Genomic DNA, 14743 nt, shown 5'->3' on the forward strand with positions numbered 1-14743 from the left:
GAGGTGAGAGCGACACCCACTGGTGGACGTGAGAGCGAACTCGAGTCCGAGTAGTGACGTCCGAACCGAGCTCCGTTCCCGACCCATCGGAACGACCGACAGACTTTTTAGGCTGGCCTAAAAAGGGCTAATCGCAGAGGTTTAGGTTGGCCGAAACTCCGTGGGCATCGGACGAAGGCCGAACAGACAGCTCCTGCCGCCGGATTTTTCGTACCGGAGACCGGAAATAAGCGGAAGCTATATGTATTTTAGGCTGGCCTAAAGATATACATGCAACAGCACGACGGCAATCGAACGCACCGGACGGCGATCGGTCGACGCACCTTCCTCGGAGCGACGACGGCCACGGTCGGAACGCTCGCCATCGCCGGCTGTTTGGGTGACTCCGGCGAGGACCTCGAGGGGTACGGTCCCCAGTCGTCCCCGGTCGAGGCGTCGGCGGTCTCCTGGGATGATCTGGGCGATCTCGAGGGAGAGTTGACGATCTACTCCGCACGGACGCAGGATCAGATCGATCCGCTCTTCGAGGACATCGAAGCCGAGTACGACGACTTCGAGATCAGCCGGGACTACGACGACGAGGGCGATCAGCTGGCGAGCCTCCTCGAGGAGGGCGAGAACAGTCCGGCCGACCTCTTCTATACGCAATCCTCGGGCGAACTCGCGCGACTCAAGGAGGAAGAACTCGCCCGAGAGTTACCCGAGGACGTGATCGACGCGGTCGACGACAATTACAGTGACAGCGACGGCTACTGGACCGGCGCGTCGGGTCGCGTTCGTGCGGTCCAGTACAACACGGACGAGTTCAGTGCCGACGAACTCCCCGACGATATCTTCGAGTACGCGACGGACGACCGCTTCCAGGACGTGATCTCGACGCGTCCGAACTCGGGCACGTTCCGTTCGTTCATCGTCGCGATGATCGAAGAGGAGGGCGAAGACGCGACCCGCGACTGGGTCAGCAGTATGGTCGACGACCAGAACGCGACCCTGTACAGCAGCGGTTCGACCCAGGCGGAGGCCGTCGCGGACGGCGAACAGGAGATCGCACTCGGTAACCAGTACTACGCCGGCCGGATCGTCGGAAACGACCCGGAGGCACCCCTCGGCGTGACGTTTACCAGCAACGATCCCGGCTGTCTGTTCAACGTCTCCGGCGTCGCGATCCTCGAAGGGGCCGACAGACCGAACCTCGCCGCGGAGTTCACACGTCACGTGCTCGCTGCGCAGGGACAGGAGTTCTTCGTCGATGTCAACGGCGAATACCCCGTCGTCGACGGCGTCGACTACGTCGGCGAACTCCCCACGCTCGACGAAATCGATCCGCTCGAGTTCGACCTGAACGAGCTCAGCGACGTCGAGCAAGCGCAGGACCTCCTCCGCGAGGAGGGAATGACCGTCTAGATCGGCGCGCAGTTTCGGATCCTCGCGTTTCGCAGTGCTGTCCAGTTGCGTCTCGGTTCCGCTCGGTCGAGTGTTCCCATCTCGAGGGGGTTTTACGAAGCCCTAAATCCCTTCCAGCGGAAGATTCGATCGAACTACTCCCGTGGCGTCTGAACGATTCGAACGGCTGTCGAAGATTACCAGCGATACGTCGAAGCTCGGGCTAACGGCGCTGAGCGGTGCGATCGCGTTGCTGGTCGCCTCGCCGCTGCTGTGGATCGGACTACGCGCGACCCAGGTCGACCCGGGCCGAGCGCGCGAGTTGCTGCTCTCGACGCGAACCGCCGAGATTCTCCTGACCAGTCTCGGCCTCACGGCCGGCGTCACCGTTCTCTCGATCGTCGTCGGCGTTCCGCTCGCGGTCCTGACGACGCGAACGGATCTGCCGTACCGGCGGTTCTGGACGATCGTCGCGGCCCTCCCGCTGGTGATCCCGAGCTACATCGGCGCGTTCGCGTTCGTCTCCGCCTTCGGTCGACACGGCGAGGTGAGTGACGTCCTCGGCGTCCCGATGCCGCGCATTCAGGGACTGGCCGGCGCCGTTCTGATTATCACGCTCTATACGTACCCCTACGTCTTCCTGACCACCCGAGCGGCGTTGCTCTCGATGGACGCGTCGCTGGTCGACGCTGCGCGAACGCTGAACGCGGACCGACTCGAGGCGTTCCGTCGGGTGACGCTCCCACAGATCAGGCCGGCGATCGCCGCCGGCGCGCTGCTGGCGGGGCTGTACGCGATTTCCGATTTCGGGACGCCCGCGTTCTTGCACGTCGAGGTGTTCACGAGTGCGATTTACTGGGAGTTCGGGGCCATCAACGTGGAGTACGCGGCCCTCCTGTCGCTGCAGTTGCTCGCGGTGTCGGGGATCATCCTCCTGATCGAAGCGCGGGTCGGCAAAGACGAGGACGCGAGCGGCGGGAGTACGAGCGGGACGCGGATTCGCCTCGGTCGCTGGAAGTGGCCGGCGATGGGAACCGTCGCGGGGATCGGCGTCGTCACGCTGATCGTCCCGATCGCGATCTTCGGCGTGTGGCTCGTCCGCGGAACCGGCGGTGACGCACCGACGTACGCCTTCGAGTGGGGGTACGCCTTCAACTCGGTGTATCTGGCCGCGCTGGCGGCGATCGTCGCCAGCGCGTTCGCACTCCCCGTCGGCTACCTGGCGGCCCGGGCGGACTCGTCGTCCGCTCGCCTGTTCGAGCGCGTGACGTACGTCGGCTTCGCGGTTCCCGGGGTCGTGATCGGACTCGCACTGGTCTTTTTCGGGGCGAACTACGCGGGCTGGATCTACCGAACCGTTCCGCTGCTGGTGTTCGCCTACGTCGTCCGGTTTCTCCCGCAGGCCGTCAGCACCACCCGAACGTCCGTTCTCCAGGTCGACGAACGACTCCCCGAGGCTGCGCGAACGCTCAACGCGGGCCGCGTAGAGACGTTTCGACGCGTCACGCTTCCGCTGATCGCCCCTGGTGTCGTCGCCGGTGGCGTCCTCGTGTTCCTGACCACGATGAAAGAGCTCCCGGCGACGCTGATGCTACAGCCCATCGGAATGGATACCCTCGTGACCCTCATCTGGAGCGCTCACGGAACCGCGTACTATCGCTACGCCGCACTCCCCGCGCTGATTCTCGTGATCATCTCCGGGTTGTCGATGCTCATCTTGCTTCGGCAGGAAGATTTCAACGCCTGAATCGTCGTCCGCCACCCGCGCGCTCTGGTGACGGTTCGGACGATCCTCGAAACATCCGCACAATTAAGTCGGTGCCGAAAGTTGTTCACGTCAATATGGACTATTCGCTTGCAATCGACGGGACGCCGGACACGATACCGGGTGGGACGGGCGTACTGTTGCTTCACCCCAGCACGGGCGAAACGGACCGCATCGACACCGATTTTCTCAAAACCGATACCGACAACTTCCTCGTCATCTCCACTCGAACCACCGCCCGCGAGGTCAGGCAGAAACTCGAGTACTACGACGTCGACGAGGAGCGCGCCGAAATCCTCGACACCCTCAGTATCGAACACGGCTACTCCCGGCGCGCGTCCGACACCGTCCATTACGTCGCCGCGCCCGACGACGTCGACGGCATCGTCGAGCACATCGACGGCTTCCTCGAGAGCCACGACGGCAAACTCCGCCTCAGTTTCGACTCCGTGACCGAACTGGCCTACTACGCCGGCGACGACGCCGCACTCGAGACCGTCGAACGGATTCTGGACCTGCTCGAGGAACACGACGCCATCGGTCTCTTCCACGTCTCGGAAGAACCCCACGACGAGACGCTTGTCGACGACTTCCGCGAACTGTTCGACGGAACCATCGATCTCGACGAGGATGGGAGCATCGACGCCGACTTCTAACTGTTGACGTCGGTTTTCGCTGCGAGTCGAGGTACGGATAGCGGCGTCTCGAGTGCTTAACTCGGCTTACCACGTGGCGCGTGCCGAATCACGCCGAGTATACCGAGGCGTGATTCGAAATCATGCGAGGGATGAGTGAGTGAGCAGTGCGAACGAGCGAATCGGTTGGGGAGGACGTGGAAATCCTAGTGGCTACGTGAGGGGAACTGCGTTATGACGGCCACCATCGCTACTGGTATCCGTCATATCTGAACCGTAAGAGAGAGTTCAGACAACCAATCGTGCGTCCATTATTCGGCGAGTGAATCGAACGTCTTCTCCGCCCACTTGACCGCGTACTCCGGGCCGTGATCGCGATACGCGCCGGTATCGAGTGCCGCGAAGGGAGCCGGCAACTCGAGTCCGTGCTTGATCGCCGCACACGCCAACTCCGTCGCGTCCGCGAAATTCGTCTCGCCGCGGGCGACGGCGCGCGACAGTCCCGAGACGCGGTCCTCGAGTCGATTCCCGGCGTCCTGCCAGGCGTCGAAGAGTTCGGGATGATCGTCCTGCCAGTCCGCGAACTCCTCGCGGGTCTGGAGGCCGACCCAGCCGTCGTACAGCGCCGCCGCAACCTGGTAGGTGCCGTTCGGGTCGAGGTCGGTCGCCGCGTCGAGCGCGAGATACTCCTCCTCGAAGAAGCCGAGGAAGTGTTCGGGCACCTCGCACGCGAGTTCGACGAGCGCCTCGGCGATCAGGAAGTCGACGAACGCGTCCGGCGATCCCTCGACGCGAGCCTTCACGAGAACGAGGGGTGGCTGGGTCTGGCGTGTCCAGACGACGCTGCCGTCGCCGGGCATCCCGACGGTCAGGTCCGAACTCGCGTACCGCGCGAGCAGCGTCGGCGCGTCCTCGGGGAGCCAGTCGGCCGGATAGCTCGCGGGCTCGAGCGCGTCGACGATCAACCCGAGATCTTCCGCCTGCGCGGGGGCCAGCGTCTCGAAATCGCGCTCGCAGTCGAGTATCTGTACGTCGGGTGCGTACTCGTCGCGAACCGCCTCGACCGGACTCGGGAGGTCGCGAGCCTCGAACATCAGGCGAGGACGCTCTGGAAGACGACCAGCAGCGACAGCAGTGCCGATACGGCGATCGTGGTGAGAACGACCTTGGTGGGAGTGCTCATACCTACACGAAATCAGCCGTCTCGCTTAAATCCATCTTTCTCGCCCGAAATGAGGATCGATTCGGGGGTGAATCTCGCGACTCGAGACGGTCCGGCCACGAAGCGTACATCGGACACTCGAGTCGACGAGGGACAGCTACCTGGGTCGAACTCGAGTCGGCGATAGAGACGTGTCCGAATCGATAACGAACGCTGGAAACCAATAATTCAACTGGAACGCTCATCCCACATCATTATCAATTAGAGTGTTGGATACTGGAAACTGCAGTCGAAATAGAGGGGGTTGATCGGCGGAGGTACTGGATCGTGCTACGAATCCTCGTCCGAGCGCCACGAGTCCGGAACGTCGATGACGTACCGGCCGTCCTCTTGCAGCGAGATGATATACTCTTCGCGGTTGTAGAGTTCCATCAGGTTGAGTTCGTACTGGCCCGGACTGACGATCTTGATGCTCTCGAACTGCTCGTTGAGTTCCGCACGAAGCTCCTCGATAGACGGCTGATCGCCCGACGGTTCGCTGACGACGCGACCGTGGTCCGGCGGGTGGTCACCGGCACCGTCGGCGGAACCGCGTGACTGAGGTGACCCACCGGCCGTCGCCCCGGTTTCGTCCGGTCGAGCGGCGTCTCCGGGCAGGTCGTCCGTCGACACGACCTCGCTTCGCGCGTCGGCCTGTGCCGTGTTTTCGCTCTCGGCGAGCGTAGTGCCGTCCTCGGGGGTCGCCTCGCCGTCCTCGAGGGTCGACTCGCCGTTCTCGAACGACCGTCCGTCGTCGATCGATCCCGAGGAGGGGGCTGCAGATTCGGCCGGCGGGCGGTCCCCCTGGGTTCCACTGGAACCGTCGTCCGGCGGCGTCGAGCGGTCTTCGGGTCGACGCGCGGTCTCCGGCCACTCCGAGAACTCACCCGTCGTGTCCTCGGTGTCTTGGGCCGGCTCGTCGCTGTCGGGCCACGATTGATCCGGCCGCTGGGTTCGGTTCGCGTCCGCCGATCTGGAACGGGCTCCGTCCGTCGGCTCGGAGCGATCGTCGCCGGTCGACGGCTCGGAGCGATTCGACGCAGTCGGTTGCGGCCCCGTTCCGGCACTCGACTCGTCCGTGACACTCGAGCGGGTCGACGCCGAACGCTCCGTCTCACTCGAGGCATCCGATTCCGACGACATCCACCCACGAACGGTTTCTGCGGCGCGCCCGACGGTTCCGGACGCGTCGGATGTCCCTGTGTTGTCGGCGGCGTCCGCAGTTCCCGCGCCCGAATCGGCTGCGTTCGTCGCAGCCGACGCGGACGATCCGCTCATCGCCCGTCCGGAGGGGGCGAACTGGAACTTGTTCCCGCCACAGTCGGGACAGCCCGACAGCATCTCCTTGGAGCCGTCGGGAAACGTGCGACCGCAGTTCGTACATTCGTGTGGCATTAGTCTCGGGACACGAGGGCACTGATCAGGTTTTCGTCCTTGTGAAGCGTTTCGATCTGGTTGGCCGGCCCGATGACCGTCAGTTTGGCCGTTGATTCGTCACCGCCCATGATCCGACCGAGCAGCGAGGAATCGCGCGTCGTGGATTTCGGATAGGTCTCGATCTCGATCCCGTTGAACTCGTCGGGACTGATCTCGGACATCGTCACCTCGATCAGTTTGCTCTCTTCGTCGGGCGTCAGCCCCTCCTCGAGGATGACGATGTTGCCGTCGTGGACGCCGTCCAGAATCATCCGGATCTTCTCCATCGTGGCCATGTTCTCCATGCGCTCGCCGCTGATCAGGTCGATCTGGACACCGTTGGGAGCGTCCGGGTCGTCCGCGTTAGTTGCTTTTGGCATTGTGAGTCACCCGAAGTACTCCGCGATGTTTTCGTACACTTCGTCCATGTTCTCGCCTTCCTTGGCCGACAGCGGGACGGTCTTGTGCTGCGGGAACGCGTCTTCGATCCGTTTGACGCTCGAGTCGTCGAGGTCGATCTTGTTCGCGAAGATAAGAACGGGGAGATCTCGAGATTCGATGATACCGATCAGCATCGTGTTGACCTGCGTGATCGGATCTTCGGCGCTGTCGAGAACGTAGATAACGCCGTCGACGTCCTCGCGCAGCCAGTGCATCGCCTCGGCGACGCCTTCGGTCGCCTCGCGAGAGCGGCGGATCGCGTCGTCTTCCTCCATCTCGTCGGTGAACTCTTCGTAGTCGACCTTCGTCGTGACACCGGGTGTGTCGACGATGTCGATGGTCACCGACTTGCCGTTGCGTTCGATCTCGACGCCTTCCTTCCGGCGCGCGCGCCGTGTTTCGTGTGGAATGTGACTCTCCGCACCGATGGCGTCACCAGTCCAGTCACGAGCGATACGATTGGCAAGCGTTGTCTTTCCTGCGTTCGGCGGACCGTAGATGCCGATTCGTTTGGGTTCCTGTTCCGAAAACAGGCGGTCCGTAACCCGAGAGATACTATCTTTGAGTTCTGTGAACAGTCCCATCTATGGGGCCCTCCAGCACCGCGGGGTGCAGTTGCGCGTACTACAAACTGAATTCACTTAAGCCTACGTCAGACGTGTATACAATTCAACGCGAAGAATAGTCTGCTCCAGGCGACGAGAGATTCGGTCAGCACAGTACAGGAGACGGACTCTCACTCGACCGCGTTCCCGCTCGAGAGCGTTCTCTCGTCGGATCACGTTCCTCTTCGAGCCATCTCCCCGTTCTAACGACCATGACTGCCATGACTGTCGTCGTTTCGCGTGGGCATACGCGAGTACAGCGCGTGGACAGTCCATATACATGTTGTGTAAATGCCATATACTATATACCATATACGGGTCACAGGTAGTGTGCAGATCACGAGTCACAGACCCTGTACGGATCGCCGTCCCGCGATTGTGAAATGAGTATTCCCGAGATCATGAGGTGGACGTTTTCGATGTTGCGAGATGCACGGACCCAGCTGGCGACAGCGAGTTCGCGTGAACGTGAGCCAACTGCGCGAGAGAAGTTCGACCGGGAGAACCATCGTCAGAATAGTTGGTAAATTATATCGAGGAGTTACTAGACCTGACTCGCAAATAGTGTGGCAAGATACCATCCGACATCGACCTCGAGACACCCCCACCCCTTCGTTTCAACTGGAGAGTACCGAGACCGGGGTGCGGGGAATCGGAAGCGATCGGCAGAAATGCCCCCGAAAGAATCCGAGATCGGTCCGAGACCGGATAGAGACGGTTTCTGCGGATGGAATCCGACAGTAGGAGTGGGTCTAGTAACTCGAGCCGCTAAGAGAGGGCGTTCTAGTAGGGACTAGTAACCAAAACCACTTCCTCTAGTAAAAAATACGTTTTGCTAGTGCTACGGACCGTGTTTCTCACCTATCAACATAAAGATTCCCGTCCTAGAGGCACCCCCTCCCCCACCCCCCTCTTTGTAGTCGTTCCACCCGAAACAAAGGGGTGGGGGGTCGGACGTCTTTCCTCCCTCGAATATCATGTTCTATGGTGGCGTGTCTCACAATCTTGGGAACACTCCCATCACCAATACGCGTCGGGTGCGGTGAATCGGAAGCGATCTATCCTCGGTCCATCATCTCTCCGTACAGGTCACGGACACTCATCGTCCCGTCCTCTTCCTCCCTCCACCCCTCTCGCTTATCACACCATCCGATCGACCACCGCCCGCAGTACGCTGCGAGCCAGTACATCGATCTCGTTTCAGCCCCTGATCCGTCGATCGTCTCGCTCGCCGTCTCGGCGATTACTCGCATCGATCCTGTTGCTCAGCACGTCGACTCCTCGTTTCCGATTCGATCAGACGCTCTCGAGTTTCTCACTGGCCTCTCGAGGGGTCAAGGACCAAAACTACGAACTCACCGTGTCGGTCCCCCCGAACTGACTCTCGGATTTCACTGGATAGATTCAAACTCACAGAAAATGATTGTTTCCAAACCACTACCACCAGTTATCGCCAACTACCGATAACTCATCTCCTGTCTGAGAACTGACTACCGCGGCGGTCGACCTGAAACGTACGTTTCGCGACCTGCCGCTGTCTCGACAGTACGCTCGTTCCAGCAAATCTGCCGTTTCAGCCCCGTACGTGGTTCAATCGATCACTACTTCGGCGTCCGCCGTGGATGGAAGGGAAGAATTTAATAGCGTGGTTTTCCTCTGTTTCGTTTGCATCAACTGGACCCAGGTTGGGTGCTTGGAATAGGAGGTCGCCCCAGTCGGGCTATCTACCACGCAATATTCCTGATTTTGGGTCCGGTCTTCCACTCGAAGTAAGGGGGTATGTATACGACGGATGTCAGACGACAATTCAGAACCGACAGGCTCAGAGGAGGTCGATATCGACGAGACCCGCGGGTTCTCGAACCTCGAGCGATCCGATCTCGACGACGAAGCGTCGAGTCAGGGATTGTTCGACGACCTGCTCAGCGGCGAACCGATTTTCGAGAACAAGGAAGTGCTTCGTCCGTCCTATACGCCGCACGAACTCCCTCATCGGAGCGACCAGATCAACAAGATGGCGACGATCCTCGTCGCCGCACTCCGCGGCGAGACGCCGTCGAACATCCTCATCTACGGAAAGACCGGGACCGGCAAAACGGCCAGTGCGAAGTTCGTCAGCAAGGAACTCGAGAGCACCTCCCAGAAGTACAGCGTCCCGTGTGACGTCGAGTACATCAACTGCGAGGTCACGGACACGCAGTACCGCGTGCTCGCACAGCTCGCGAACAAGTTCATCGAGAAGAACGAAGCCCGGATCGACGACCGGGTCGCCGAACTCGAGGAGCGACTCGCCGCCCTCGACGAGTACGCGGCCGACGCCGAGGCCGATACCGCGACCGCAGCCGACGGCGACGACGCCGACCTCTTCGGGGGGGCGGAGACGCCCGCCATCGAGCGACCCGAAACTGACGACGGGGTGGCGTCGACCGACGAGATGACGATGACCGACGAGTCGTCACCGGCCCATCCCCTCGATTCGACCCCCTTCGACTCCAGACGCGAGGTCGAAACGAAAATCGAGGACCTCGAGGCCGACAAGGAGTCCTTCGAGGAAGTTCCCATGACTGGGTGGCCGACCGACCGGGTCTACAGCGTCTTCTTCGACGCCGTCGATTACGACGAACGCGTCGTCGTCATCATGCTGGACGAGATCGACAAACTCGTCGAGAAGAGCGGTGACGACACGCTCTACAACCTCTCGCGGATGAACTCCGAACTCGAGAACTCGCGGGTCTCGATCATCGGCATCTCGAACGACCTGAAGTTCACCGACTTCCTCGACCCCCGCGTGAAGTCCTCGCTGGGCGAGGAGGAGATCGTCTTCCCGCCCTACGACGCGAATCAGCTGCGCGATATCCTCGAACACCGGTCGAACGTCGCGTTCAAGCCCGGCGCGCTGTCGGACGACGTGATCCCGCTCTGTGCGGCCTTCGCCGCACAGGAACACGGGGACGCGCGGCGCGCGCTGGACCTTCTTCGGACCGCGGGCGAACTGGCCGAACGCTCCCAGACGGAGACGATCGTCGAGGAACACGTCCGGCAGGCCCAGGACAAGATCGAACTCGATCGCGTCGTCGAGGTCGTCCGCACCCTCCCAACCCAGTCGAAACTCGTCCTCTTCGCGATCATCCTGCTCGAGAAAAACGGCGTCCACAGCATCAACACGGGCGAGGTGTTCAACATCTACAAACGACTCTGCGAGGAGATCGACGCCGACGTGCTGACCCAGCGTCGGGTGACGGACCTCATCAGCGAACTCGACATGCTCGGGATCGTCAACGCCGTCGTCGTCTCGAAGGGACGGTACGGCCGGACCAAGGAGATCAGCCTCTCGGTGCCGATCGACGAGACGGAGGCCGTTCTCCTCTCGGACTCCCGACTGAGCGATATCGACGACGTCCAGCCGTTCGTCCAGGCGCGATTCGAGAACTGAGCGGTGACCGGTGATTCTTCTCCGCTCGAGTTCGAGTCGACGGGGTTCGAGTCGACGTGGAGCGACGACGGATCGATATACGTGGAGTCACTTCGATCCGGTTTGAACCGTCGGGCGGTCATCGTCGCGTGCTCGAGTCTGCTGCCGCTTTCCGGCTGTTCGATGGTTTTCGACGAGCGACTCGACGCGCGCGGACGGATCGCTGTCGTCGTCGACGGCGATCCGATCGATCTCTCGGCGGACCGATATCAGGCCGAACACGCCGACGAAGCGATCGAGTTCCACCTCCACGAGGACGACGAGTACTGGTATATGGAGGGAACGGAGCCGGTGACGTTCGCCGAGGGAATCGATCTCCTCCCCCATTTCGAGTGCAACGACCGGAACGGATCACCTGTCGTTTCCGTCGATGGAACCGTCTACGACGACGGCGAAGCCGGGACGGAACTGACGTTCCTCGTCGACGACGAGCCAGTCGATCCGACCGCGTACGACGTACGGGACGGGGATGATCTCCGTCTCGAGATCGAGACCGACGCGTAAAACGAGAACCTATCGCATCGGGGGAACACGGCGCCCGATCAGTTTCGATATCGTCCGATCGCGACGGCGACGCTGCCGGCGGCTCCGGCGACGCCGGTGGTTCCGACGAGACCGACCTGTGCGGCGGCCGAGTCGGGTCCGGTCGTCGCTGCGGGACCGGCCTCGATCACGGGCGATGGGGCGAGCATCCCGCCGAGAATCGAGTCGAACGTCAGTCTGACGTGCCCGAGCCACGGGATCCCGAATCTGGCCTTCCCGGCGATCCAGTCCGGGTGGACGACCTCGCTCTGTGGCTCGTTGAAACTGCCGTACTGTTGGTCGTAGCCGCTGTTGTCGTCACCTTTCGTGATGAAGCCGTCGTGATTGGCGGGACACGTCGCGAGGTCGTCGCAGCTCGTGTCGCCGATAATCTCGTCGTCGGCTTTCGTGTCGACCCAGTTTTCGTCCTCTTCGACCCAGAAGTGCGCCCGATGGATTATCGGCGTCTGTCGCTCGTTGCCGTTGGGCTGGAAGATGATCACGTCGCCGGGTTGGCCGAAGCGCTCGTGACCGCTTTCCACGGCGTTTTCGCGGGGGACGACACCGGTGTCACCGGCGGGATCGTCACCGACGTATCGGTCCTGATCGATAACGAAGATGAGATCGCCCCGCTCCATGTTCGGCTCCATGCTGCCGCTCTCGACGGCGACCAGCGGCGGCCAGATGCCGCTGAGGGCGAACAGGAAGAACCCAATCACAGCGACGATGGCGACGCTACTCAGGATATCGCGAACGAAGACGACGTTCCCGTCCTCGGATTTCAGGAACCAGCGAACGACGCCGTCGTCTTCGATCGTAATCCGATCGTCGGCGGAAGCCGTTTCGGCCGTCCCGGAGGGGCGCCCCGGATCTCGACCCCCGTTCGTGTCCGGATCCCGATTCGCGTCGGCAGCTGGACCTCGACCCGTGTTTGCGTCTGAATCCCGGCCCGCGTCGGCGTCCGGATCCCACCGCTCACCGGTGTGGTCACCACGCTCGTCGGGATCGTCGGGCGGGTCGCCGGGGTTAGAACCGCTCATCGTCACCCGTTTTGCTGGGGCCTGCAATCAACCTTCTGCTCCGACAACCCCGATCGAACTCGACGGATACTGCCGAGGGCGTTGCACTCGATAATCCGCTCGACGTGGTGCTGGATGGGCACACCTGAATCACTCGTTCCCGCTGCTATTTCAACCACGGAAATAACGCTACTGGTGACGGTAACGGTAGCCCCGTACGACCGTCCCGTCCACCGTTCGACGGGGCGGGGACGGTCTCGAGAACACTCCCATTACGATATCCTTTTCTCCCCGCTCGCGAATGCGAACCGTGTGCCACTCGAGGCCTCCGCTCGGATCGTCAGCGAACTCACCAGTCGTGGGTACAACGCCGAACGCGAGGCCGTCACGAAACTCGCGTCGGCCGACGACCCGCACGCGACCCTCGAGCGCGTCGTCGAGAACTTGCCGGCGGACGCGCTGGTCGTTCGAACCGACCACGTCGAATCGGCCCTCTCGGCGACCGACACGGACGCGAAACCGGAAGCGGGCGGACAGCAGCCACCCGCCACGGCCGACGCCGAAGACCCCTCCGTTTCAACTGGAGCGGACATCCCCGATCCGACCGACGTGGAGGGGGCGACTCCAGTCGAAACAGGGGGGTCGTCGGCCGCGAACCGTTCCGTCGATCCCGAGTTGCGATCGCTCGAGATCGCCGGAGATATGACCGGTGATAGTACCGGAACGGGCGAGTACGAGGATTTCGTCGCCGTTTTTCGGGATCGACTCGAGAAACTGGGGTCGAAACTGCGGGGTCGGGTCAACCACCGACCGGCGACGGCCATCCAGAAGATGCCGGGCGGCGGCGACGTCGGGATGGTCGGACTGGTCAACGACATCCGCTCGACGGCGAGCGGCCACTGGCTAATCGAACTCGAGGACGCGACCGGGACGTTCCCGTGGCTGGTGATGAAAGACCGGGAGTACGCCGACTTGGTGGAGGAACTGCTCTGTGACGAGGTGCTGGCGATGGAGGGGACCCTCGCCGACGACTCGGGGATCGCGTTCGTCGACTCGATGTACTTCCCGGACGTTCCCCGCACCCACGAGCCGTCGACGGCGGATCGCCACGTGCAGGCGGCGCTGATCAGCGACGTCCACGTCGGGAGCCAGGAGTTCATGCACGACGCCTGGAACGGCTTCGCGGACTGGCTGCACACCGCCGAGGCCCAGCACGTCGAGTACCTGCTCATCGCGGGCGACATGGTCGAAGGGGTCGGCGTCTACCCGAACCAGGACGAGGAACTCGACGTCGTCGACATCTACGAGCAGTACGAGGTGTTCAACGAGTACCTCAAACAGGTGCCCGGCGACATCGAGATCGTGATGATCCCGGGCAACCACGACGCGGTGCGCCTCGCCGAACCCCAGCCGGGGTTCGACGAGGAGCTACGGGAGATCATGTCGGCCCACGACTCGCGGATCGTCAGCAACCCCTCGACGGTGACGCTCGAGGGCGTCTCCGTGCTGATGTACCACGGCGTCTCGCTGGACGAGGTGATCGCGGAACTGCCCGAGGACAAGGCCAGCTACGACGACCCGCACAAGGCGATGTACCACCTCCTCAAGAAGCGCCACGTCGCGCCGCAGTTCGGGGGCCACACTCGACTCGCACCCGAAGAGGAGGACTTCCTCGTGATGGAGGAGGTCCCCGACATCTTCCACACCGGGCACGTCCACAAACTCGGCTTCGGGAAGTATCACAACGTGCTCGCGATCAACTCCGGCTGCTGGCAGTCCCAGACGGACTTCCAGAAGAGCGTCAACATCGATCCCGACGCCGGCTTCGCGCCCATCGTCGACCTCGATACGTTAGACGTGACGGTCCAGAAGTTCAGCTAGCTATCGATCCGTCCGAACGATCCCTTCGATGGTGCCGGTCAGAACGGTCTCGTCCTCGTCGTTTTCACAGCACGCGTCGACGTCGACGATGTAGCGATCGTCGCGTTCCTCGACGGCGTCGAACGTCCACGTACAGGCGATCCGCTGGCCGGTGTAGACGGGTCGGACGAGCTCGAACTCCATCGTCGTCGCCAGCACCTCGAGGTCGCCGCCGATCTTCGTCGGCAGCGTTGCAGTCAACAGACCGTGGACCATCGTTCGTCCGTCGTCGTCCGGCACCGTGTGCCGATCGTGCCGGTCGCCCGATAGCTCCGCGAATCGCTCGACATCGTCGGTCGTGAACGTCCGTTCGAAGCCGTGCGTCTCTCCCTCGGATGGACGAGTCACGGCGGTGGGTTCGTTC

Annotated in this window: 13 protein-coding genes; 6 read left to right on the forward strand and 7 right to left on the reverse strand. The window is 62.2% G+C overall.

Going from position 1 to position 14743, the window contains the following annotated elements:
• The first annotated feature begins 270 nt into the window (after positions 1 to 270).
• From ACSFC7_RS03030 to ACSFC7_RS03040, 3 genes are all read left to right on the forward strand, one after another.
• The gene (locus tag ACSFC7_RS03030) at positions 271 to 1404 is read left to right on the forward strand and encodes an extracellular solute-binding protein (protein ID WP_436346288.1); all 1134 of its coding nucleotides are present in this window, start codon (positions 271 to 273) and stop codon (positions 1402 to 1404) included.
• 142 nt (positions 1405 to 1546) lie between these two features.
• The gene (locus tag ACSFC7_RS03035) at positions 1547 to 3130 is read left to right on the forward strand and encodes an ABC transporter permease (RefSeq protein WP_436346289.1); all 1584 of its coding nucleotides are present in this window, start codon (positions 1547 to 1549) and stop codon (positions 3128 to 3130) included.
• 95 nt (positions 3131 to 3225) lie between these two features.
• Entirely contained in the window at positions 3226 to 3804 is a 579-nt protein-coding gene (locus ACSFC7_RS03040; protein WP_436346290.1) for a DUF7090 family protein, read from the forward strand.
• A 290-nt stretch (positions 3805 to 4094) separates the two neighbouring features.
• Here ACSFC7_RS03040 and ACSFC7_RS03045 read toward each other — a convergent pair whose 3' ends face one another.
• The 5 genes from ACSFC7_RS03045 to ACSFC7_RS03065 all read right to left on the reverse strand — a co-directional run bounded on the left by ACSFC7_RS03045 (position 4095) and on the right by ACSFC7_RS03065 (position 7425).
• On the reverse strand, positions 4095 to 4877 hold the full coding sequence (locus ACSFC7_RS03045) for a DUF7089 family protein (protein ID WP_436346291.1): 783 nt from the start codon (positions 4875 to 4877) through the stop codon (positions 4095 to 4097).
• The gene (locus tag ACSFC7_RS03050) at positions 4877 to 4966 is read right to left on the reverse strand and encodes a hypothetical protein (RefSeq protein ID WP_436346292.1); all 90 of its coding nucleotides are present in this window, start codon (positions 4964 to 4966) and stop codon (positions 4877 to 4879) included. The genes ACSFC7_RS03045 and ACSFC7_RS03050 overlap by 1 nt, the downstream gene beginning before the upstream one ends.
• Before the next feature lie 309 nt (positions 4967 to 5275).
• Positions 5276 to 6379, reverse strand: coding sequence for an OapC/ArvC family zinc-ribbon domain-containing protein (locus ACSFC7_RS03055; RefSeq protein WP_436346293.1), 1104 nt, complete (start codon positions 6377 to 6379; stop codon positions 5276 to 5278).
• The gene (locus ACSFC7_RS03060) at positions 6379 to 6780 is read right to left on the reverse strand and encodes a DUF2073 domain-containing protein (RefSeq protein WP_436346294.1); all 402 of its coding nucleotides are present in this window, start codon (positions 6778 to 6780) and stop codon (positions 6379 to 6381) included. Before ACSFC7_RS03060 ends, ACSFC7_RS03055 begins: the two co-directional genes overlap by 1 nt.
• Positions 6781 to 6786: 6 nt before the next feature.
• Positions 6787 to 7425 (reverse strand): Era-like GTP-binding protein, encoded by a 639-nt coding sequence (locus ACSFC7_RS03065; protein ID WP_006092808.1) that lies wholly within the window; start codon positions 7423 to 7425, stop codon positions 6787 to 6789.
• Between the two features lie 1813 nt (positions 7426 to 9238).
• Between ACSFC7_RS03065 and ACSFC7_RS03070 the strand changes: the two genes are divergently transcribed.
• Together ACSFC7_RS03070 and ACSFC7_RS03075 are read left to right on the forward strand one after the other, a co-directional pair.
• A complete protein-coding gene (locus tag ACSFC7_RS03070; protein ID WP_436346295.1) occupies positions 9239 to 10879 on the forward strand; it encodes a Cdc6/Cdc18 family protein in 1641 nt (546 codons plus the stop codon).
• A gap of 102 nt (positions 10880 to 10981) precedes the next feature.
• Complete coding sequence (locus tag ACSFC7_RS03075) at positions 10982 to 11422, forward strand: hypothetical protein (RefSeq protein ID WP_436347897.1); 441 nt, start codon at positions 10982 to 10984, stop codon at positions 11420 to 11422.
• A 38-nt stretch (positions 11423 to 11460) separates the two neighbouring features.
• On the opposite strand, the gene ACSFC7_RS03080 is transcribed toward ACSFC7_RS03075, so the two are convergent.
• Positions 11461 to 12480, reverse strand: coding sequence for a S26 family signal peptidase (locus ACSFC7_RS03080; RefSeq protein WP_436346296.1), 1020 nt, complete (start codon positions 12478 to 12480; stop codon positions 11461 to 11463).
• 291 nt (positions 12481 to 12771) lie between these two features.
• On the opposite strand from ACSFC7_RS03080, the gene ACSFC7_RS03085 reads away from it, so the two are divergent.
• Positions 12772 to 14340 (forward strand): DNA-directed DNA polymerase II small subunit, encoded by a 1569-nt coding sequence (locus ACSFC7_RS03085; RefSeq protein WP_436346297.1) that lies wholly within the window; start codon positions 12772 to 12774, stop codon positions 14338 to 14340.
• On the opposite strand, the gene ACSFC7_RS03090 is transcribed toward ACSFC7_RS03085, so the two are convergent.
• Complete coding sequence (locus ACSFC7_RS03090; RefSeq protein ID WP_436346298.1) at positions 14341 to 14727, reverse strand: dehydratase; 387 nt, start codon at positions 14725 to 14727, stop codon at positions 14341 to 14343.
• Positions 14728 to 14743: the final 16 nt, after the last annotated feature.

Origin of the sequence: Natronorubrum halobium, assembly GCF_051351675.1 — an archaeon.
Lineage (GTDB): Archaea > Halobacteriota > Halobacteria > Halobacteriales > Natrialbaceae > Natronorubrum.